Below are 20,829 nucleotides of genomic sequence, written 5' to 3' on the forward strand. Positions count from 1 at the left end.
CAACCGCAGCCCGCGCCGGCCGTCCGGAACACCCGCGGACGGCCGCCGAGTCCGGGCCGCGGTGGGCTCAGCCGAGGCCATGACACCACTCCAGGACGGCCATGGCGCTGTACAGCTTGTTCTCCGCCTGGGTGAAGGCGAGGCTGTCCGGTCCGTCCAGCACCTGGGCGGCGACCTCCGTGCCGCGGTGCGCCGGCAGGTCGTGCAGGAACACCGCCTTGGGGGCGCGGGCCATCAGCTCCGGCCCGACGTGGAAGGGGGCGAACACGGCACGCCAGTCGGGGTCCGGCTTGGTCGTCCCGGTCGTCTCCCAGCGCGTGGTGTAGACGGCGTCCAGGTCGGCGGGCAGGCCCGCGAGGTCGTGCCGTTCGGTCACCAGCGCGCCGGCCGACTCCGCCTGCGCCAGGGCCTGGGCACGTACCCGGGGATCGAGCCCGTAGCCGGGCGGGGTGCGCAGGTCGAGCAGCACCCCGCGGAAGCGGCTCAGGCCGAGCGCGAGCGCCACCGCGGTGTTGTTGCCCTCGCCGACGTACAGGACGCGCAGCCCCTCCACCTCGCCGAAGTGCAGGGCGAGCGTGGTGAGGTCGGCGAGCGCCTGCGTCGGGTGTTCGTCCGCGCTCATCGCGTTGACCACGGCCATCCGCCGCTGCCCGGACGCCCATGCCCGCATCTCCGCGGGATCGTCGGCGGTCCGTGCGACGAGGACGTCGAGCATGCCGGCCATCACCCGGCCGGTGTCCTCGCTGGTCTCCCCGGTGTTGGTCTGCAGATCCCCCGGACCGTACGCGACGACGCCGGCGCCGAGCCTGAGGGCGCCGGCGGAGAACGCGGTGCGGGTACGGGTCGACGTCCGCCGGAAGTACACGCCGACCACGGCCCCGGCCAGGGTGGGGTCGGCCGGCCGGCCTGCGGCCGCGCGCCGCGCGTGGTCGGCGGCCCGGGCCACCACACCGCGCAGCGCGTCGTCCGGCAGGTCGGACAGCGAGATGAGATGCCGCGCCTGCCTCACCACCGTGACTCCTCGGCGAAGAACTCCTCGAACGCGTGGGCCGTGCCGTCCGCGCGGCCCGCCGCCAGCACCTCCACACCGACCGCGATGTCGAGCACCCCCAGTCCGAAGGGGGAGAAGATCAGCGGCTTGTCGCGGGTGACCGTGAACTCGCCCAGCACCAGGCCGGCGATCGTGCCGTCGATGAACTCACGGGTGCCGAACTTCTCCACCGCCAGATGCGGGGAGGTGCCCGCGTGCAGACAGTGCTCGATGTCGTCGAGGACGTTGTGCGCGTCCGCCACCAGCTCCGGTCCGATGTCCCGCAGCGAGATGTTCAGCACCGTCTGGCCGGCCGCGAAGAACCCCGGCTCCGTGATGTACGGCGCCGGCGCCGTGGTGGCCAGGACGACCACGTCGGCGTCCGTGACCGATGCGCGCAGCGTGGCCCCGGTACGGGCGGAGAACCCCAGCGAACGCGCGTACCGCGCGGACTTCTCCGCGTATTCGGGGACGGTGTCGTGCACGACCACTTCACCGACCGTCCAGTCGAGGTCGTGCAGGAACTCCAGTACGTTGCGCGAGATGACGCCGGCCCCGACCACCGTCACCCGGTCGGCCCGGCGCGACCCGTGCAGGTGTTCGGCGCCGAGTGCCGCGGAGGCCGCCGTCCGGGCCGCGCTGATCTGCGAGGCCTCCAGACAGGCGAAGGGGTACCCGGTGTCGAAGTCGTTGAGGATCAGCACCGCCGAGGCACGCGGGAGGTTGCGCGCCAGATTGCCCGGGAAGCTGCCGATCCACTTCAGCCCCGCGACCGGTGGTGTGCCGCGCAGCAGGGCGGGCAGGGCGATGATGCGTGCCTCCGGCTTGTCCGGGAAACGCAGGAAGTAGCTGTCCGGGTTGACGGTGTCACCCCGGTGGTGTGCGCGGTAGGCGTCGTCGATCCGGGCGTGGATCCGGGTCCGTGACCGCTCGACGACCGCGCGCACTGCCTTTCCGCCCATGACGTGGAAGGGCAGCATGTGTCACCTCCTTGTCGTGGTCAGGCCGGGTGTGCCGGCGGCCTCGGCGGTCAGCGTCTGCGGCCCGAAGGTCTGCGCGACCCAGGCGTCCTCGTAGACCGTCCTCGCGTAGCGGTCGCCGAGATCCGGTGAGATCGCCACGATCCGCGAGCCCGCGGGCAGGGCCGGTGCCCGCTGGATCACCGCGGCCATCACCGCACCGGTCGACCCGCCGGCGAACAGGCCGCGGGTGCGGGCCATCCACCGGCAGGTGCGTACCGCGTCAGCCTCCGCGACCTGCACCATCTCGTCGACCAGTTCGGGCAGAAACAGTTCGGGCCGTCGGCTGGCGCCGATCCCGGGGATGAACCGCGGACCGGCCGACGTCCCGAAGCTGACCGAGCCGACCGAGTCGACCGCGACGATCCGGGTCGCGGGCGACATCCGGCGGAAGTGGCTGACGCAGCCCATGATCGTTCCCGCCGAACCGATGCCGACGAACAGGTAGTCGGCGGCCGGCACCTCCGCGGTGATCGCGGCCGCGGTGCACCGGTCGTGCACGTTGCGGTTCGCGGGATTGGCGTACTGGTTGAGCCACACCAGGTCCGGATCGGCGGCGACGCGCTCCTCGATGTACGAGATGCGGCTGCCGAGGAAGCCGCCGCTGGCGTCCCGCTGATCGACCCGTACCGTCTCGGCGCCCAGCGCCCGCATCACGTCCAGGCTGTGCGGCGAGATGTTGGGATCGGTGACGCACGTGAAGAGGTAGCCCTTCGCCGCCGCCACCATCGCCAGCGCGATGCCGAGGCTGCCGGACGAGGACTCGATCAGACGGCTTCCCTTGTGCAGCAGACCTCGTTGCTCGGCGTCCTCGACCATGGCGACGGCCGTCTTGAGCTTGACCGAGCCCGCGGGGTTGAGCCCCTCCATCTTGAGATAGACATCGACGTTCTCGACGGTGTCCCCCAGGTGGAGGAAGACATTGTCCAGAACCATTTCGTAGGCGTGCTCGAATATCACCGTCGCAACCCCAGGTGAGTGCCAGTGCAACCCCATCCGTGCCTCCACGGGCTGAGGCGCCTCGGCGGCCGACGAGTACAGAGCGTAAGCAGCACCGGACCGCCGCAACAGGCAAATCGGCGGCAGTTTGCGGCCCCGCGCCGGACTCGGCAACTGCCCCGGGACCGGCCTTGAAGCGGCAGAAAGCAGGCAGCCGAGTTGCCGCCGCGCTGCCTGGCCCGCCCGGCACCGCCGTGCCCTACTGGGGCGGAGAAATCCGCCGAGGCGCGCAAGTTCCAGGATCGGGAGCGCATGTCCCTGATGGCCAGCAGCACGGTGCCGACCGGAGTCGGCTGCGCCCTGAGCATCGGGCAGGAGGCGCTGTGGTTCCTGCACGCCCTGGCACCCGACAGCAGCGCCTACAACACCGCCGCGGCCATGACGCTGGACTTCGACGTGGACGTCGCGGCGCTCAGGTCGGCCGTCCTCGCCACCGTCGCCGGCAACAGCATGCTCAACTGCCTGTTCCGGTCGACGCGCACGGGTCCTCTCCGGCTCCCGGACGCCGCCGCCCCCTACCCGTCGGTGTTCGAGGTGCGCCGCGTCGACGGCCCCACCGCCGGGGACCCGCTGTACGCGGCGGCGGTGGAGGCGTCCCGGCGCCCGTTCCGGCTGGACCGCGAGGCGCCCGTGCGGGTCTCACTGCTGCGTCCGGACACCGGCGGTGACGTGCTCGTGGTCACCGCCCACCACATCGCGCTGGACAACGTCTCGCACCTCAGGCTGTTCTCCGACCTCCTGACGGCCTACGGGCGCGTCGTCGGTGGCACCGCGCGGACCCGACCGGAGCGGGACGGCGACCCGGCGGACGGTGACACGGCGGACGGTGACACGGACTCCGGCGGCCCCGGGGGCACGGCCGCCGACGGGCCGGACCCGGGCGCCGACTATCCCGCCTTCGTGCGGCGGGAGCAGGACTTCCTGGCCTCACCGCGCGGCGAGTCGGCGCGCCGGCACTGGCAGCGTGTCCTCCAGGCCGTCCCCCGCGACCCGTTGCTCGTCGGCGACCTGCCGAGGCCGGGCGTCTACGAGTTCACCGGCGACCAGACCGAACTCCTGGTCCCGGCCGGTCTCACCGCCCGCACCGCGGAGCTGGCGGCCGAGGCGAACACGACCCCGTTCGCCGTCCTGTTCGCCGTGTTCCAGCTGCTCCTGTACAGCCTGACCGGGGAGCGGCTGCGGCTGGTGGGCTATCCCGCGGCGGTACGTCCCGGTGCCCGGTTCCGGTCGGCGACCGGCTACTACGTCAACACGCTGCCGTTCCCTGCGCACGTCGAACCCGACGATTCGTTCGCCGGCCTGCTGCGGCGGACCGCCGCCGAACTGTGGTCCGGGCTCGTCCACCGCGCGTACCCGTTCGCGCTGATGTCGCGGCTGGCCGACCGGCCCCGTACGGCGGACCGGGCGGGCCTGGTCGGGGTGCTCTTCGTGGTGACCGAGGAGGACCCGTCGCAGGTGGCCGACCTGAGTGTCCTGCCGCCGGACCACCGCTTCCACGTGTATCCGCTGCCGCAGCAGCAGGGGCAGTTCGACCTGACGCTCCAGCTGTCCCGGCGCGGAGCGGAGACCGCCGTCGTCCTGAAGTACAACACCTCGCTGTTCACCGCCGGCGCGGCCCGCGCCGTCGCAGAACGCTATCTCGGCCTGCTCACCGCGGCGGCCGAGGGCACTCTGCCGGGCAGGCTGGGCGACCTCGCGCCGGCCGCGGCCCGGTGAGGCGCCGCGGACTCCCCCACCCACCCGACGGCCGGGCGCGCCGCGCCGCGACGGCCTGTTGAAGGAGCTGATGAGTTGTGACCGTGCACACCACGGCGAACGCGCCGACCGGCGACGCGGGTCCCGGAACCGGCGGCGGGCCCGGCACCGACCGGTCCCTCGACCGGCTCGTCTCCACCGGCTGGCTGCTGCCCACCGGCGTCGCCGGGGTGCTCGGCTTCACCGCGCGGTTCGAGTCGGCGCTGGCCACCGTGCACCGGGCCCTCACCCGTGCGCATCCGGACGGCACACCAGGGCCGTCCTGGCACGCCCCCGTGGTCCCGCGCGGCCAGATCGAGCGCGCCGAGTACAGCGAATCCTTCCCCCATCTCCTCGGCTCCGTCCACGCCCTGGACCAGGGCACCGCCGAGGACGCCGGGCTCGGCGAGGACGCGCGGGTGCCCACCGACACCGTGCTCGCCCCGGCCGCGTGCTACAGCGTCTATCCCGCCCTCGCCGACAACACGCTGAGCGGGGCCCGGTACTTCGATGTCGCCGGATCCTGCTACCGGCACGAGGCGACCAGCGAGGTCGGCCGGTTCCGCTCGTTCCGTATGCGCGAGTTCGTCGCCGTGGGCGCCGAGGACACCGCGCTCGCCTGGCAGGAGGACTGGCTCGACCGCTGCCGCGCCCTGTTCGCCGGCCTCGGGGTCGCGGTCGAGGTGCAGACGGCGAGCGACCCGTTCTTCGGACCCGGCGCCCGCTTCATGCGCTCCAGCCAGTTGCAGCAGAACCTGAAGTACGAGTTCGTGGCCCCGGTGTACCCCGGGGACCCGGGCACGGCGATCGCCTCGGTCAATCTGCACAGGGACCACCTGGGACAGCGCTTCCGCATCGGCTCGCCGGAGGGCGGGTGGGCGCACAGCAGTTGCGCGGCCTTCGGCCTGGAACGCGTCGTCCTCGCGCTGGTGCGGGCGCACGGCGACACCCCGGCCGACTGGCCCGCGCTCGGCTGACGTCCGCGCGAGGGCGGCCGGGTGCCGCCCCGCGCGGGACCGCTCAGTGGGCGCCCGCGGCCTCCCGCAGGACGTCGGCCACATACGGCGCCAGCCGGTACCGGTACCGGTGGTGGGGATCGGAGACCACCAGCGAGGTCTCCAGCAGGTCGGGGAACGGCAGCAGCGGGTTCACCGCCGAGGGGAACCCGGCCTCGCCGTGCGCCGCCACGTCGTCGAGAGTGAACCAGCGCCGTGCCACGGCCGCGGCGATCCACGTCAGCACCGAACGGTGGTCCTCGGTCAGGAGGTCCAGGGTCCACCGGATGCCTTCTGCCACCGACCTCTGATGGCGCAGCAGCGCGTGGTCGTTGGACCGCAGGAGGTCCACGCTCGGGCCGTCGGCGAGGAGCACGCGCACCGGGATGGTGCGCAGCCGCTCCGCCGCGAACTCCAGATAGCGCGGCAGGCCGCCGAGCCGGCGGCATAACTCGGTGACCGAGGCGAGGTCGTGGTCCGTCTCGGCGTGCGCCCCGACGTGCCGCAGCAGCAGTTCCACCGCCGGCGCCGGCGTGTCCGGGCCGTCGTCGTCCACCGACAGCGGCTTGATCTCGTGGTTGATGCCGAGCCGTTCGGTGAGCCGTCTGCGCGCGGTGATCACGATGTGCATTCCGGGGTGGGCGGCAAGGAGGTAACGGGAGGCCCTGACGGTGGTCTCCGGCACGTGTTCGGCGTTGTCGAGGACCACCAGGACGCGGAGGTCCCGGCCGTATCCGCCATCGGGCCCGGCACCGTGGGCACTGTGCGCGCCCTTCGTGCCGCCCCTGTCCAGGTGCCGCAGCACCCGCCGCAGGACGACGGCGGTCTGGTCGCCGTGCGGTACCCGTTCCGGCGGCAGGTCGCCGAGTTCGACGACCACGACCCCGTCGGGGAAGTGCCTGGACACGCGGGCGGTGGTGTCGAGCGCGAGCCTGGTCTTGCCCACCCCGCCGGGGCCCAGAAAGGTCGTGAGCCGGTCGATCCGCACCGCGTGCGCGAGTCGCTCGCGCTCCGCGCGGTCGCCCACGACGGTGCCGCCCGGAGGGCGGGGACCGTGCCAGGGCACACCCGCGTCGGGCGTGTCGCCCTCCGGCGGTTCCTGGGCGCTGTCGAGGTCCAGGGCCTGCGCCAGCAGGTCCATCGACGAGCGGCGGGGGTTGAGGACCCGGCCGAGTTCGAGGTTGCGGATGGTGCGGACGCTCAGCCCGGAGTGCTCGGCGAGCTGCTCCTGTGTCCAGCCGCGCAGGTACCGTAGCTCGGCCAGCCGGCGGGCCGTCAGCGAGTGCGGGATCTCGGTCCGTACGGAGGACCGGTCCGCGCTCACCGGTAGCCCCTGGACTGGAGTCCATACAGCTCGGCGTAGGTTCCCCCCAGTGCCACGAGCTCGCGGTGGGTGCCGGTCTCGGTGACCTGTCCGCCGTCGAGGACGACGATCAGGTCGGCCATGCTGACGGTGGAGAACCGGTGGGACACCAGAACGGTGATGCCGCCCGAGTCGCGTGCCTCGCGGGCGGCGGCCGCGAACCCTTCGAACAGGGCGTGCTCGGTGTGCGCGTCGAGTGCCGCGGTGGGTTCGTCGAACACGCGGAGCAGGGGCGTGTCGCGCATGAGACCGCGGGCGAGCGCGAGCTTCTGCCACTGTCCTCCGGACAGCTCCACGCCGTTCGGCCACCGCGTGCCGAGCCGGGTGTCCTGTCCGTCGGGAAGGGCGGCGACCGCGCCGGCCGCGCCGCCGCGCTCGAGTGCCGCGCCCACGGCGGCGCGGTCGTCGATCATGGGCAGATCGCCCACGCCGACGTTCTCCCGCACGGTGAACTCCAGCCGGGCGTAGTCCTGGAACGCGCCCGCGCACCGGCCGCGCCAGGCCGCCGGGGGAAACGCGGCCAGGTCGACCCCGTCGACCAGGATCGCCCCAGAGTCGGGCCGGTAGAACCCGCACAACATCTTGACCAGCGTCGACTTCCCGGCGCCGTTGTCACCGACGAGGGCGACCACGGAGCCGGGGGGCAGGCGCAGGCTCACACCGCGCAGCACCTCGCGGGTCCGGCCGCCGCCGGTGTAGCGGAAGTGCACGTCACGCAGTTCGATGCCGTCGCGCAGCCGCGCGGGCACCTCGGCCGGCGCTCCCCCGCCGCCGGGCCGGGCGGCGTTCGCCCGTGCGGTCGCGGTCGCCCGCCGCTCGTCGGCGGCGTACCGGCGCAGCCAGGTGAACCGGCGTCCGACGGTGATGACTTGGAGGAAGTACGTGCCGTAGCCGACGGCGGTGCCCACGGTGGCGCTCATCTGTCCGGCGAGGCCGACGACGAGTACGACGTCCCCCGCGGTCGCCTCCTTGCGGACGACCATCAGCAGCACGAGCGTGATCGCGCCGATGTAGCCGAGCGCGTTGATGCCGCCGTCGAGCGCGGCGAGTCCCGAGGCCCGCCAGTCGGCCCGGTTGCGCCGCTCGGCGACCTCCGAGGCGACCGCGTGGTGCCGTTTCCCGAGCACGTCGGTGAGGCCGAAGACGCGCAGCTCCGCCCCGTAGGCGGGTGAGGTTCCCAGCTCGAACAGGTGTCTTCTCAGGCGCTCGGACTCACTCGTCGCCTCGTCCGCCCGTCTGCGCAGGTCGCGGCGGACCTTGCCGAGCCAGAGCGAGGGCAGCGCGAGCAGGGGGAGGAACAGCAGCCAGGGATCGATGCCGACGAGCAGGACGGCGGTCATGGCGAGGGTGACGCCCACCCGGAGCAGGCCCGCGGTCGCGTTCACCATGCCGGACAGCTGGCCCTGCTCCTCGCGGATGCGCTGGACCTGGTCGAGGTAGTCGGGGTTCTCGTGGTGGGCGAGGCCGGGGGTTCCGCCGACGAGACCCATGAGTTCGCGGGTGGCGACGGCTCCGGCGCGCTCCTGCACGGTGAACAGGCAGTGCACGTAGTAGAAGACGGAGGCGAGCGCGCCGGCGCAGGTGGCGCCGAGCAGCAGCGCGGCGATCAGGGCGCCGTGCAGGTCACCGGAGCGTGACGCGTCGACGATGATCTTGGCACCGAGCGCGCCGATCGGGAACGACACCGCGGTCACGATGCCGGTGAGGAGTTGGCAGGTCGCGTGCCAGGGTGCGGCGCGGAAGCCGATCCCCATGAGCGCGCCGTAGGACCGCAGGGAGTCACGCACGTCGGGCCTCCGCGTCCATCGAGTCCACGGTGTTCATCGCGTCCGCCGTGTTCCTCGCGTCCGCCGTGTTCCTCGCGTCCGCCGTGTTCCTCGCGTCCGCCGTGCTTATCGCGTCCACGGTGTTCATCGCGTCCGTCGCGTCCACGGCGTCCGTCGCGTCCACGGCGTCCGGCACCGTCAACGGGGTGCCGTCGAGTCCGCCGCCGTCGGCGAACCGTTCCGCCTGGATGCTGAACATCCGGGCGTACCTGCCGCCGAGCAGCATGAGTTCGTCATGGCTTCCCTCTTCGACGACCTCACCGTGGTCCAGCACCACGATCCGGTCCACCCGGCGCACGGTGGAGAACCGGTGCGAGATCAGCACGGTGGTCAGACCGGCGGTGAGTTCGAGGAAGCGGTCGTAGATCTCGGCCTCGGCCCGGATGTCCAGGGCGGCGGTCGGTTCGTCCAGTACGAGGACCTGGGCCCCCGCCTGGACCGCGAACAGGGCGCGGGCAAGGGCGATGCGCTGCCACTGTCCGCCGGACAGGTCGGTGCCGCCGGTGTACTCGGGGGACAGCACGGTGTCCCAGCCGTGGGGGAACGACTCGATGAGCGGGAGGATCCCGGCGCGTTCGGCGGCCGTCCGCATCAGCTCCCGGTCGTCGGCGCGGTGGGGCGCGCCGAGCGTGATGTTGTCCGCGACGCTGAGGTGGTACCGGGCGAAGTCCTGGAACAGCACGCTGATCCGGCGGCGCCAGGCCGGCGGGTCCAGGTCGCCCAGGTCCCGGCCGTCCACCTCGATCCGGCCGGCGGTCGGGGCGTGCAGCCCGCACAGCAGCTTCACGAGGGAACTCTTGCCGGCGCCGTTGTCGCCGACGATCGCCAGCGACCGGCCGACGGGGATGGTGAGGTCGACGCGTCGCAGGGCGTTCCGTTCGGTGCCCGGATACCGCAGGGCGACCGCGCGGTAGCGGATGGCCTCGGCGGGCAGGGCGTCCGTCGTTCCCCCCGCCTCGGGCGCCGGTCCGGCTGCCGACCGCGGGCTGTCCGAGGTGCGCTCGCCGAGCGCCAGGACATGGGGGACCGCGGCTGACGCGAACGCGAGCTGGGCGTTCTGGTCGTCGAAGGCGGTGTAGTTGTTGGCGAGCGCGAGGGCCTGGGTGTAGACGGCGATGGCCGCCAGGCCGAGGTGATGGTGTGCGGCGGCCCACGCGAGCATCCCGTACGAGAGCAGGTTGACGGCGCCGAGCATGCCGGTGGTGGCGGCGATGAGCCGTGCGCGCGGCCGGCGTTTGCGCCACACCGGTTCCATGGCGGCCCGCCAGGTGCTCTCGAACCGGGACGTCAGCCAGTCGAGCATGCCCCAGAGCCGCAGCTCCTTCGCGGGTCCTGAGGTGACCGCGAGGTCGCGGAGGTATTCGGCCTCCTGAAGCGCCTTGCTCTGGCCGAACGCGAGCTCACCGACCCGGAAGTACTCGCGCTGCATGAAGTGCACCGCGAGCGGCCAGGCGATGAGCCACAACAGGCCGAGCCACCAGTGGAAGGTGAGCAGGACGGCGGCGCCCATGAGCGCCCGCAGCCACGCGGGCAGCACATAGGCGAGGGCGGAGACGGCCTGGCCGGGCCGTCCGCTGTCGGAGACGCCGAGCCCGCGCACGACCCGCAGGGCCGCGAGTACGTCGGGGTCCGAGAGATGGTCCACCCGGTCCGGACGGCCGACGGCCGCCAGCGCCTCCTGCTGGAGGAAGCGGTCGGTGTCGCGGCCGAGAGTGTCCGCCAGGGTGCTGACCAGCGGGGGCACGCTCTGCTGGAGCACCACGAGCGCGCCGGTGAAGCCGAGCAGGGTGAACAGGTGCCCGCCTGCGGGCGAGGACAGTCCGTCCCGCAGCGCATCCGGCACCGCCCCGATGAGCAGGCCGGTCGCCACCGCGACGGCGGTGGGAAGGGTCGAGACGATCACCAGACCGGCCAGGCCCCAGGCGGTCCTGACTCGGCTGATCCGCGGAAGCAACCGCACCAGGGCGACCGTTCCGGCGAGTGCGGGTGGGATGCGCAACCTAAATAACACGGTGAAGTCCCTTGCGTGCGGTCGGGCAGCGTGGGGGGTGCGTACGGCCGTGCGCGAGATGCGTGGAGGTGCACATGCTCAAGACTCGGCAAGCCGGGGTATCCAGCCAGCCGAAACTTTCGGAATAATTCCGACAGCGAGCGGCAACTTATGGGGATTCCCACAAAGTGTCAATACCCTCAAGGCACGGGGAAATGCCGGTTCGTTGCACCGGAAGACCTTGCCACCGGCAGGTGTGCGGGCGTAACGCTCGAAGCGGTCATCTGATTCGACCCCGAAAGTTTCGAATGGCATTCGTAATGCCTGAGCACTTCGACCCTCCCGGGCGGTCAGCACCGTGCGGGTCGGCGTGCTCCGTCGCCGCGCACCGGGCGGGACGTGAGGATCGGGCGCCTTGTCGGAAGTCGACAACACATCGACATTTCGGCCCGCACGGCAATGAGCCATGGCAGCACCGCCGCAGGCCACCCGCGTGTGCGGCCACCGGGCGCCCACCGGTCCCAACAGCCTCATGCGACCCATCGGCCCCAGGACTTTTCAGGTGCTTTCGACTCTGCCCGAGGGAGCGCCGGGGGACTTTCCACCGCCCAGGACAGCAAACCGCTCATGTTCTTCCGACGCAGGGCGGGGGGCGGTCCGCGCCGAGCAAATCGACGTGGTCATTCGCCGAACCCATCGGAGAACGACTTGTCTTCGGGGTACAACCACTACCCCTCCAGACCTGCCGCCGCTCTGACCGCCGCACCGAACCGCTCACGCGGTTGATCGCCGTCAAACAGCTCACCCGTGGGGTCGGTCGGGGCTGTTGAATACGCCCACCCACGTCGTCGGGCCCCCCACGCCGACCGAGGTGCCATCAAGTGACGGGTGCGGAGCATCCGTTCAGGTCCGGCCACCGTAGTCGGACCGAACCCTGCGAACGGCTCGGATCGGCCCAGGCGCGATCTCGCCAAGCGGCCGCAGCGGAGGCGCGGCGGGCAACACCTCGCCGGCGCGAGCCCCGTGCTCTCTCAGCCGGTGTGGAGGATCCGGAAGCGGTCGGGTTCCGCCGGATCCCGGTCGACGACCTGGATCGGCGGCCACGCCCATTGCCACACGCTGATGCCCGGCGTGCGGGAGAACCGGATCTGCCCGCGGGTGCCTTCGACTGCGACGCGCGGCCAGGATTCGGCGATGCGCGCCCGGTCGGTGCCGTGAGAACGCAGCACATCGGCGAGGACGGCGACCGCGTCGTAGCCCTCGAAGGCCACGAAGGAGGGCGCTTCGGCCAGCCGCTCGCGCAGGGCCGTCCCGACTCGTGCCCCGAGTGGGCCGAGGTGCTCGGGCAGGTAGCGCAGGAACGGGATCGCGGCGCCGTCGTCGCCCAGCAGCGTCACCCATTCGGCGAACTCCGGTTGCCCGGCCGGAGCACCGATCGTGATCTCGGCGAGGCGCGGGTCGCGGCGGACGGACTTGACGATCGGCACGGCCGGCTCCGGGTTGCCGACCAGAAGAAGGAGGGCTGTCGCACGGTTGTCGACGAGTTCGTCGCACAAGGCCGTGGGGGTGAGCGCGCGCGTGTCGAGTTCGATGACGGTGCCGCCGCGTGGAGCGAGGTGGTCCCGTAGAACGCGGGCCCCGGACGCCCAGTAGACACTCGGCTCGGCTGCTACGGCGATACGGCTGTGGCCCGCGCCGACGAGGAAGTCCGCGTAGATCCGCCAGCCGCGGGACTGCGCCGGGGCGAGGCGCGCGACCCATTCCGTCGGCTGTTCGGTGAGCGCGTCGAGCACCACCGACGAGCAGAGGAACGGCAGGCCGAGGGCATCGGCCCTGGCGGCAGCGGCGCGAGCGACGACACTGTGGTACTCCCCCGCCACGGCGGCCACGCCCAGGCGGGCCAATTCGTCCACGGCCGCCGCGGCCCTCCGCGGATCAGCCGCGGTGTCCCGGACCACCAGCTCCAACGGTCTTCCGCCGATCCCGCCGGCGTCGTTGACTTCGCCGACGGCCAGTTCGAGTCCGGCGAGCAAGTGCCGGCCCGCCTCGACCCAGCCGGGCCGAGTCAGCGGAACGAGAGCGCCGATCCGGACGGACGGTCCGTCAGTCCGCGCCGCTTCAGGCGGCGATGGTGGCGTACTCATGTGTTGGCGTCTCCCGTGTGACGATGCGGTCGCGGTCCGCCCGGATCGCAAAGCGGCAAGGCCCGGTGGTACGCGTGCGTCTCATCTCGCCGTGGCGGGCGCACCCGGGTGACCATGCCGGACATTGCATCCACCACGACGCCAACGGGCAACCGATTATCCGTTCGCCCCGAACCCGCGCGAGCCCCACGCCGCCCGCGTCCCGGCCCGACTCGAAGCGGCAGCGGGTAATCCCCGGCGTTTTCCGCCCCAAGGTCGGCGCCCTCCGCCACGGGGTCACAGGTGTGCGTCACCGGCAGCGGGTCAACGCCGAGGCCGGACGGCCAGGGATCAGCGCCGGGTGAGGCGGTCGTAGAGGCCGGTCCAGGCGGAGTCCTGGGCGGTGGGCGGCTTGTGGTCGCAGAAGGGCAGGGCGCGCTGGGACGTGTAGTAGCGGAGCATGTCGAGGACGGCCCGTGGGGAGCTGTCCTTGCCGCCGGTGTAGTCGGAACCGGGCAGTACGTGCTGGTGCACCCGGCACGTGGGGTGGGCGTCGGGTGAGCCCTGGTCGAGGGCGCCGGTGCGGGGGCCCGAGGCACCGCAGGCCGTCAGCGCGACGGCGAGCAGCAGCAGGGCCGCGGTGCGGGCGGGGCGGGACGGGGACGACATGGTGGCCTCCTCGGGGAACAGATGGTTACGCGTGGGCGCCGGCGCCGTCACATCGGCACGGCCCGCAGTGCGGTGCCGATTCCGACGGCCAGGATGAGCAGCGCGGTGCCCAGTGGGGTGAGCCTCGTGCCCCAGCCGGCCAGTGCGTGCCAGCGGCCCCCTTCGAGTGCCGGAAGCCGGTCGCGGAGCTTGAGCAGGACGAGTCCCGCGGCGGCGAGCGTGGCGGCCATGCCGAGGCCGTAGCAGACGACGAGCAGCACACCGAAGCCGGTGCGGCCCAGCGCGATGGAGCCGAGCAGCACCACGAGGGCGGACGGGCTGGGAACCAGGCCCCCCGCGATACCGATGCCGACCAGCCCGCCCCTCCCCCGACGGGGGCCGTGGCTGTGACGGTGCTGCCCGAGCCACCCGTGCCCGTGGCTGTGCTCATGTCCGTGCTCGTGCCGGTGCTCGTGCCCATGCCCATGGCTGTGCCCGTGTTCGTGCTCAGCCCCATGCCCGCGCCCGTGTTCATGCCCATGCCCGTGCTCATGCCCGCGCCCGCTCGCCGGCGCCTCGTCGTCCAGGACCGCCGTCGCCGTCGCCGACACCGCTACCGCCGCGGACCGGTGCGGCCGGTCGTGGACGTGCGGCGCCGGGCCGTGATCATGATCGTGATCGCGGTCGTGGTGCTCGTGGTGGTGAGCGGAGTGCCCGTGCTCCGGCGCCGGTTCCGCCGTACGGAAGGCGCGCAGCGCGGCCGGCAGCAGCCACAGCCCGGCCGCGGTGATGACGAGACCGCTGACCGTACCCAGCCAGGCCAGGACGTCCTCGCCGACCAGCGCCGAGGAGACACTGAGCGCGACCCCGAGGGCGAGTACCGAGGCGGTGTGGGTGAGCGTGACCGTGCCGGCGACGGTGACCGCGTCACGCGGGCGGCCGTGACGGCCGGCCAGGTAGGCGGCCATGATGGTCTTGCCGTGGCCGGGAAGCGCGGCGTGGCCGGCCCCGAGCACCAGCGACATGAGGACCGCGAGCAGGCCCACGGGCAGGGTGAGCCTGCGTTGGTCCGTCAGGGCGCCGAGGTGCCGGTCGAGTGCCGCGTACCAGTCCGCCGCCCACCCGGCGCCCGGTGTGCCCGCGGCGGTGGCGGCGCCGCCGCCGGCGCCCAGCGCGATGTCGGCGGCACGCCTGTCGAGCGGGCTGGACAGCAGGTCCGCGGGATAGGCGTGCAGTTCGTGCGACACGGATCGCGCGGGTACGTCCGAGGTACCGATCCGGACGCCGTCGCCGCGTGCGGTGATCTCGTGCCAGCCGATACGGGAGTCGTCGACACCGGAGGTGAACCGCACGCGGTCGCCGCCGCCGAGGCCGGCGGGGGCGGTCAGCCGGCACTCCAGCCGCCCGGTGTCCAGCCCGGCCTGGCCGCGTACGAGGCGATAGGAACCGGTCGTGAGGCGGAACGCGAGTGTCCGCCGCGCGGGGTCCCCCTGCGCCGCCGAGGCGGTGGCGCGGACGTGTTCGGCCAGGGCCGAGCAGGCGCGCCGGGCCTCGGCGGCGGCTTCCGCCGGGCTGAGGGTGCCGTCGTGGTCGGTGTCCATGGCGGGCATGGCCTGGAGGGTGGGGATCTCGGCGGTGTCGACGACCGCGAGGTCGTCGACCCGGTCCGGGTGCAGGGTGAGGCCGTCATAGCGGTTGACGGTGAAGTTGCCGAGCGGGTGGGCGGCCGCCGGGACGCACGCCGCCCACAGCAGCGTGGGGACGGCGGCCAGCAGCAGGGCGGCGCGGTGGAGTCGGCGGATCGGGGCTCCCGTGGGGACGGTCATCGCTGTCCTTGGAGACGGGCCAGACGCGTACGGGCGTCGGGCGCGCGGAGCGGGGAGAAGTACGGGTTGGCGGCGAGCGCGCCCGCGAGGTCGGTACGGGCCGAAGCGGTGTCACCGAGGGACTGCTCGATGACACCGCGGTGGTAGCGCAGCAGGGCGTCGCGCCAGCCGAGCCGGTCGGCCTGCCGGGCCAGCGGCAGTGCTTCGGCGTCCCGCCCGGCCCGGTGCAGTGCCCAGCCCAGAGCGTCGGCGACCAGGACGCTGTGCCGCCTGTTCCATTCGGCGGTCAGGAGGGTGACGGCGAGCTTCGGGTCGCCGTGGTCGGCCTGGTACTGGCCGAGATTGAGGTCGTCCACGACGCCGTTGGCGGCGAAGAGCTTCTGCTCGGCCTGGAGCACGCCGTACTCCGTACGGGCCTCGCCGACCCTGCCGAGGGACTGGAGCAACTCGCCGTACTCCAGGACGTACTGCGGCTGCGGCACCCGCGCGATGGCGGTGCGGTAGTCGGTGACGGCACGGTCGGTCCGTCCGAGCGCGGCCTCCGCGCGCGCCGACCCGGCGAGCGAGGCGGTGTACGTCGGGTCGGCGGCGAGTGCCCGCCGGTAGTGGTCGAGCGCCTGTTGCGGATGGCCGGTGTTGAAGGCCAGTTCCCCCAGGTAGTGCTGGCAGAAGGCCACGTCGGCGGGCGAGGAGGCGTCGTCCAGTGCGCGCTGGAGGGCTTGGGCGGCCTCGGTGGTGCGGCCGTGCAGCTCCAGGGTGTAGGAGGCGCGGGTGAAGGACTCGGTGGAAGGGTGAAGGTCGAGCATGTGCTGGACGGCGTCCTGCGCGGCCCGGTCGTCGCCGAGCTGGGTCAGCGCGTCGTTGAGGGCGCCGTAGGGCTGCCAGGCGTACGGGTCGTCGGCGACGGCCTTGTCGGCCCAGGTGCGCGCCTGGGCGAACCGGTGCCGGGCGTTGGCGAGTCCGGCCATGCCGGTGAGCGCCGCGGTGTTGTGCTGGGGTTGAAGTGCGAGGGAACGGCGCAGCGCCGACTCGGACTTGGGGTAGAGCGTCGGATCGACGGCGAGCCGGGCCTGTTCGACGTAGGCCGAGCCGAGCTGGGCCCAGCCGGGCGCGTCGACCGGCTGTCGGCGCAGCCCCGCCTGGAGCTCGGCGACCACCGCGTCGATGGTCCGCGCCCCGCCCCGGGCGCCGGAGCCGCTGTCGCCGCTGCCCGGCGCGGCCAGTGGGGCCGGCGGTCCTGGCGGGTCCGCCGTATGCTCCAGCACCGCGAAGCCGGTCAGGCCGGCACACAGCGCGGCGGCGGTGACGATCAGTGCGAGGCGGCGCATGGAGGTCGTGTCCTCGGGCTCGAAGGTGGTGGGAGCGGGGTGCCCGTACGGCCGGCAGGTCCGTACGGGCACCCCGGGTTCATCCGGCCTGGTTCACCGCGTTGGTGAAGGGCAGGGCGATGTACGGGAAGCCGCCCGTGAAGGGGCGGCCCGGTCCGTTCACGCCGTCACCGGCGGCCAGGGCCTGGACGAGGTGTCCGGGAGTGGCGCCTTCGAGGACCTGGATGGCGATGTCCACCACGTCGTCACCCAGTCGCCGCCCGTTGGGGAATCCCTGGAAGTCGCCGCTGAGCACGCCGAGCCGGTTCGGGCTCGCCGTCACCGGGGTCGACATGTTCAGCCGCAGTTCCTCCGCGGGGACGAAGCGCCGCTTGTCGATGTCCTTGTTCAGCAGCTGCGAGTTGAGGTCGACCGCCAGCGGGCCGCCCGCCGCCTTCGCGATGCCGGTCAGGAAGATCTCCTGAAGGTCCTTGCGCGGGGTGGCGGGGGCGGGGATGCCGTAGATCGACTGGATGAGCTTGGGCACCTCGGGGTCGAGAACCTTCGCGACGAGCTTGGGCTGGTCGTGGTCCGCCGACGGCGGCAGGGCGTTGAAGGCGTTCTTCAGGCCCGCCGGCACGATCGCCTCGTTGACGAGCGGGTTGCCCAGTCGGGAGACCTGCACGTACGGGCCGGTCGCGGTCGACTTGCCGGGGCTGAGCCGCATGGTGCGCCGCTCGGTCGAACTCCACACGCCGATCACCGGGTTGCGGCCGGCGTTGCCGCGGTAGGCCAGCGCGGACTTGGGCACCTGGATGGCCACGGTGTTGACGTTGTAGCCGTTGAGCGTGTTGTGGCCGGTCTCGCTCAGGTTCCCGCCGTAGAGCAGGTCGAAGATCCGCAGGTCGAGGAAGAACGGGTCGGCCGCCTGGCTCGCGACCGTCCGACCGCCGCCCGGCAGCTGGCGGGTCGCCTGGCTGCGCAGCCGCCCGTAGTCGGGCATGGACGCCTTGCCGACATTGGACGGGGCGGCGATGGCGTCCTCGACCAGCGTCACGGGGCGGTGGCCGGCCCGGATCTCCTGGAGCGTGTAGTGCTGGCGGAAGAGCAGGGTGGGATCGGTGAGGTTGTTGACGACCCCGTTGTTGTACAGGAATGTCTTGTCGTCCCGCCGGTCCTCGTTGCGGAACGTCCACCGGTAGGTCAGGTCCGGCTTGCCGGTGCCCTGGCTGTCGATGTTGATGTCGTAGTGGGCGTCCGTGGCGAACGGGTAGAAGTTCGGCCCGCCGTTCGGCTCCTGGAACGGGTACCAGTTCGCGACCAGCGTCACCGTGTCGGACTTGTCGGGGCTGGAGAACGCGTACAGGTCGGTGTTGTCGACCTGCGGGTCCGAGGCGATCAGCGGTGCCTCGCGGTGGCTGGACGCCTGGCCGACGCCGGCGCCGGGACCGGCCAGCGCCGCGCCCGCGACGGCGGTGCTCAGCGCGAGCAGGAGGGCGGCCGACTTCCACCGGCCGATGGCGGCCGGTTTTCTGCGAAGGGTCATGGAGGGGCTTTCTCTGGGGTGGAGGACGCGGCCCAGGGGGCGCATCACACGTTCCTGCGAGTTCGTCCCCGGAGGGCCGCCGGACTGGCCGGGCGGGTCGACTCCACCCGGGTGGCCCAGCAAATTCCCGCCCAGTGGCCGAAACAGGGGGTGTACGGCTGCCCCGGCATACGCGGCCCGCCCCCGCGCCCTGCGCTATCGCCATGGTGAATCCCGCCGTACTGGCGGGCATCTTGAAGGTGCCGCGCACGATGCGCGCCGGACAGTTCGACGAGCAGGCGCCTCAGGAGCGGCTCGACCGGCGGGGCCTGTTGAACCGCCTGCTGCGGCGGCGGGTCATGCGGTCGATCGACAAGCCCTGGCGGATGTGTCCCGTCGGCCTTCTCCTCGGCCCCGGCTTCGACACGGCCACCGAGGTCGCGCCGATGGTCCTGGCCGGCCCGGGCGCCGCCACCCCTTCGGCCCCGCCTTCGGGCGCGGAAGGGCCCTTTCGGCGCAGCCGCGTTGCAGGCGGAAAGCGGTCATGGTGACTTGTTCGTAGCTTAGGTCACATTATGGACACGCGGTTCGGGATGGCGGCGCCGACGACGGGCGCGCCCACCGGTTCGTATGGGGCTTCGAGCGTCCACCGCCAGCGGCCGTCACCTTCATGAGGGTGGCGGCTCATCCCGGAAACGGATGGCCCATGCGACCCTTCCGCCTGTCACGCCGAAAGCCCTCGCTCCGCAAGCCCTCGCTCCGCTCGGCCGAGCGCACACTCGCCGGCGCCGGCACTCTCGCGCTGCTGGGCGCCGCCGCCCTGACCGGTCTCGCGCCCGGTGTCAGCTCCGCCTCCAGCCACCGCGAGGCGCCGCTGATCGCGGGTGACCCGAAGGCCGACAACACCGATGTCTACGCCTTCACCAGCCCGGACAACCCGGACACCGTGACGATGGTGGCCGACTGGATTCCGTTCGAGGAGCCCAACGGCGGCCCGAACTTCTACCCGTTCGCCAACGACGCCCACTACAACATCAAGATCGACAGCAACGGCGACGGCAGGGCCGACACGACCTACACCTGGTCGTTCACCGACCATCTGCGCGACGGCCAGAACCAGTTCCTCTACAACACCGGCGTCGTCAACAACCTGAACGACCCGACCCTGAACTTCCGCCAGACCTACACCCTCACCCGGACCGACGCCCGCGGCGACGTCACGACGCTGCTCGACAACGCGGCCGCCGCTCCCTCGAACGTCGGCAAGGCGTCGATGCCCGACTACGCCTCGCTGCGCAAGCAGGCCATCACACCGCTGCCGGGCGGCGGCCAGACCCTCGCGGGGCAGACCTCCGACCCGTTCTTCGCCGACCTGCGGATCTTCGACCTGCTCTACGGCGGCAACCTCAAGGAGACCGGCCACAACACACTCGCCGGCTACAACGTCAACACCATCGTCCTCCAGGTCCCCAAGAAGGACCTCGCCCTGAACGGTGACGCCACCCGCAACCCCGTCGTCGGGATCTGGTCCACCACCGACCGCCAGGGCGCCGCGGTCACCGGAACCGTGAGCAAGGGCTCCGAGGGCGGGACGGCCTCACACGCCAGCAGCGGTGACACGCAGGGCAAGGACACCGCGCAGGCCCCGGGCAAGGACGGACAGAGCGGGTGGCACCAGGTCTCCCGGCTCGGCAATCCGCTGGTCAACGAGGTTGTCGTGCCGCTGAACTACAAGGACGCCTTCAACTCGATCAGCCCCGACGTGGACCACACCGTCACCCCGGTCGTGAACGCGGTCAAGGACCCGATCGTGCCGAAGCTGATCCAGAGCATCTACGGGATCCCCGCGCCCGCGACCCCCCGCAACGACCTGGTGGAGATCTTCCTCACCGGCATCTGCAAGGCCTGCGGACCCATCGACGCCGACCTCAACTCGCAACTGCTCAACGCCGACGTGAACAAGAACGGCTTCACCGCGTCCGAGGAACTGCGGCTCAACATGGGTGTCGCGCCCACCGCGAACCCCAACCGGCTCGGTGTGCTCGGCGGCGACCTCCAGGGCTTCCCCAACGGCCGCCGCCTCGACGACGATGTCGTCGACATCGAACTCCAGGCCCTCGAAGGCGCTGCCCAGACCGGCACGATCGTGCCCGCGCTCGCCGCGGGCGACGGCGTCAACACCCCGTACCGCCGGCCCGGCGCGACCTTCCCGTACGTGGCGCTGCCCAACACCGCCGCGGTCAACCAGGCCGACTCCCTCCAGCCCGGCGGCGGCGTCGGAGCCGGCTTCGGCGGCACCGCGTTCAAGGACGGCTTCCCCGTCGTGCCCGCGGTCGCGGCCGGTGGCGGCGCACTGCTGGCCTGCGCGGGCGTCATGGCCCTGCGCCGGCGTCGCGTGAGCCGGGTGTGACCGTCCCGGCAGACCCCGGCTGTCCGCCCTCCGC

The 20,829-nt window shown here is 72.3% G+C and carries 15 protein-coding genes; 4 read left to right on the forward strand and 11 right to left on the reverse strand.

Features of this window, described 5'->3' with window-relative positions; genetic code table 11:
• Positions 1–67 precede the first annotated feature (67 nt).
• The 3 genes from OHA30_RS03585 to sbnA are packed head-to-tail and all read right to left on the reverse strand — an operon-like array spanning position 68 to position 3,009.
• On the reverse strand, positions 68–1,009 hold the full coding sequence (locus OHA30_RS03585; RefSeq protein WP_328917709.1) for an ornithine carbamoyltransferase: 942 nt from the start codon (positions 1,007–1,009) through the stop codon (positions 68–70).
• On the reverse strand, positions 1,006–2,010 hold the full coding sequence (sbnB, locus tag OHA30_RS03590) for a 2,3-diaminopropionate biosynthesis protein SbnB (protein WP_328912326.1): 1,005 nt from the start codon (positions 2,008–2,010) through the stop codon (positions 1,006–1,008). Before sbnB ends, OHA30_RS03585 begins: the two co-directional genes overlap by 4 nt.
• Positions 2,011–2,013: 3 nt before the next feature.
• Complete coding sequence (sbnA, locus tag OHA30_RS03595; protein ID WP_328912327.1) at positions 2,014–3,009, reverse strand: 2,3-diaminopropionate biosynthesis protein SbnA; 996 nt, start codon at positions 3,007–3,009, stop codon at positions 2,014–2,016.
• Positions 3,010–3,300: 291 nt separating this feature from the next.
• Here sbnA and OHA30_RS03600 point away from each other — a divergent pair, with 291 nt between their 5' ends.
• Together OHA30_RS03600 and OHA30_RS03605 are read left to right on the forward strand one after the other, a co-directional pair.
• Positions 3,301–4,764 carry a condensation domain-containing protein gene (locus OHA30_RS03600; protein WP_328912328.1) on the forward strand — a complete coding sequence of 488 codons (1,464 nt, stop codon included), beginning with the start codon at positions 3,301–3,303 and terminating at the stop codon, positions 4,762–4,764.
• Between the two features lie 77 nt (positions 4,765–4,841).
• Positions 4,842–5,759 (forward strand): hypothetical protein, encoded by a 918-nt coding sequence (locus OHA30_RS03605; RefSeq protein WP_328912329.1) that lies wholly within the window; start codon positions 4,842–4,844, stop codon positions 5,757–5,759.
• A 43-nt stretch (positions 5,760–5,802) separates the two neighbouring features.
• Here OHA30_RS03605 and OHA30_RS03610 read toward each other — a convergent pair whose 3' ends face one another.
• The 8 genes from OHA30_RS03610 to OHA30_RS03645 all read right to left on the reverse strand — a co-directional run bounded on the left by OHA30_RS03610 (position 5,803) and on the right by OHA30_RS03645 (position 18,406).
• Positions 5,803–7,101, reverse strand: a complete 1,299-nt coding sequence (locus OHA30_RS03610; RefSeq protein ID WP_328912330.1) for a helix-turn-helix domain-containing protein — start codon at positions 7,099–7,101, stop codon at positions 5,803–5,805.
• Positions 7,098–8,927 (reverse strand): ABC transporter ATP-binding protein, encoded by a 1,830-nt coding sequence (locus tag OHA30_RS03615; RefSeq protein ID WP_328912331.1) that lies wholly within the window; start codon positions 8,925–8,927, stop codon positions 7,098–7,100. The genes OHA30_RS03610 and OHA30_RS03615 overlap by 4 nt, the downstream gene beginning before the upstream one ends.
• Positions 8,920–10,965 (reverse strand): ABC transporter ATP-binding protein, encoded by a 2,046-nt coding sequence (locus tag OHA30_RS03620; RefSeq protein WP_328912332.1) that lies wholly within the window; start codon positions 10,963–10,965, stop codon positions 8,920–8,922. Before OHA30_RS03620 ends, OHA30_RS03615 begins: the two co-directional genes overlap by 8 nt.
• 1,022 nt (positions 10,966–11,987) lie before the next feature.
• The gene (locus tag OHA30_RS03625; RefSeq protein WP_405785839.1) at positions 11,988–13,100 is read right to left on the reverse strand and encodes an ABC transporter substrate-binding protein; all 1,113 of its coding nucleotides are present in this window, start codon (positions 13,098–13,100) and stop codon (positions 11,988–11,990) included.
• Positions 13,101–13,430: 330 nt separating this feature from the next.
• Positions 13,431–13,748, reverse strand: a complete 318-nt coding sequence (locus tag OHA30_RS03630) for a hypothetical protein (protein WP_328912333.1) — start codon at positions 13,746–13,748, stop codon at positions 13,431–13,433.
• Positions 13,749–13,795: 47 nt separating this feature from the next.
• A complete protein-coding gene (locus OHA30_RS03635; protein ID WP_328912334.1) occupies positions 13,796–15,553 on the reverse strand; it encodes a nickel/cobalt transporter in 1,758 nt (585 codons plus the stop codon).
• Positions 15,550–16,953, reverse strand: coding sequence for a tetratricopeptide repeat protein (locus OHA30_RS03640; protein ID WP_328912335.1), 1,404 nt, complete (start codon positions 16,951–16,953; stop codon positions 15,550–15,552). The genes OHA30_RS03635 and OHA30_RS03640 overlap by 4 nt, the downstream gene beginning before the upstream one ends.
• Positions 16,954–16,960: 7 nt before the next feature.
• Entirely contained in the window at positions 16,961–18,406 is a 1,446-nt protein-coding gene (locus OHA30_RS03645) for a DUF4331 domain-containing protein (RefSeq protein ID WP_328912336.1), read from the reverse strand.
• A 203-nt stretch (positions 18,407–18,609) separates the two neighbouring features.
• Here OHA30_RS03645 and OHA30_RS03650 point away from each other — a divergent pair, with 203 nt between their 5' ends.
• The gene (locus tag OHA30_RS03650) at positions 18,610–18,936 is read left to right on the forward strand and encodes a HoxN/HupN/NixA family nickel/cobalt transporter (protein WP_328912337.1); all 327 of its coding nucleotides are present in this window, start codon (positions 18,610–18,612) and stop codon (positions 18,934–18,936) included.
• Between the two features lie 155 nt (positions 18,937–19,091).
• Positions 19,092–20,795: a DUF4331 domain-containing protein gene (locus tag OHA30_RS03655; protein ID WP_328912338.1), complete on the forward strand. Its 1,704-nt coding sequence runs from the start codon at positions 19,092–19,094 to the stop codon at positions 20,793–20,795.
• Positions 20,796–20,829 lie beyond the last annotated feature (34 nt).

Origin of the sequence: Streptomyces sp. NBC_00223 (genome assembly GCF_036199905.1) — a bacterium.
Taxonomy (GTDB): Bacteria; Actinomycetota; Actinomycetes; order Streptomycetales; family Streptomycetaceae; genus Actinacidiphila.

What these genes read in the sequence shown, in the direction of transcription:
- sbnB (WP_328912326.1), bottom strand. Translation starts at nt 2,010, where the DNA reads ATGCTGCCCTTCCACGTCATGGGCGGAAAGGCAGTGCGCGCGGTCGTC.
- OHA30_RS03600 (WP_328912328.1), top strand. Translation starts at nt 3,301, where the DNA reads ATGTCCCTGATGGCCAGCAGCACGGTGCCGACCGGAGTCGGCTGCGCC.
- OHA30_RS03625 (WP_405785839.1), bottom strand. Translation starts at nt 13,100, where the DNA reads ATGAGTACGCCACCATCGCCGCCTGAAGCGGCGCGGACTGACGGACCG.
- OHA30_RS03630 (WP_328912333.1), bottom strand. Translation starts at nt 13,748, where the DNA reads ATGTCGTCCCCGTCCCGCCCCGCCCGCACCGCGGCCCTGCTGCTGCTC.
- OHA30_RS03635 (WP_328912334.1), bottom strand. Translation starts at nt 15,553, where the DNA reads ATGACCGTCCCCACGGGAGCCCCGATCCGCCGACTCCACCGCGCCGCC.
- OHA30_RS03645 (WP_328912336.1), bottom strand. Translation starts at nt 18,406, where the DNA reads ATGACCCTTCGCAGAAAACCGGCCGCCATCGGCCGGTGGAAGTCGGCC.
- OHA30_RS03650 (WP_328912337.1), top strand. Translation starts at nt 18,610, where the DNA reads ATGGTGAATCCCGCCGTACTGGCGGGCATCTTGAAGGTGCCGCGCACG.
- OHA30_RS03655 (WP_328912338.1), top strand. Translation starts at nt 19,092, where the DNA reads ATGCGACCCTTCCGCCTGTCACGCCGAAAGCCCTCGCTCCGCAAGCCC.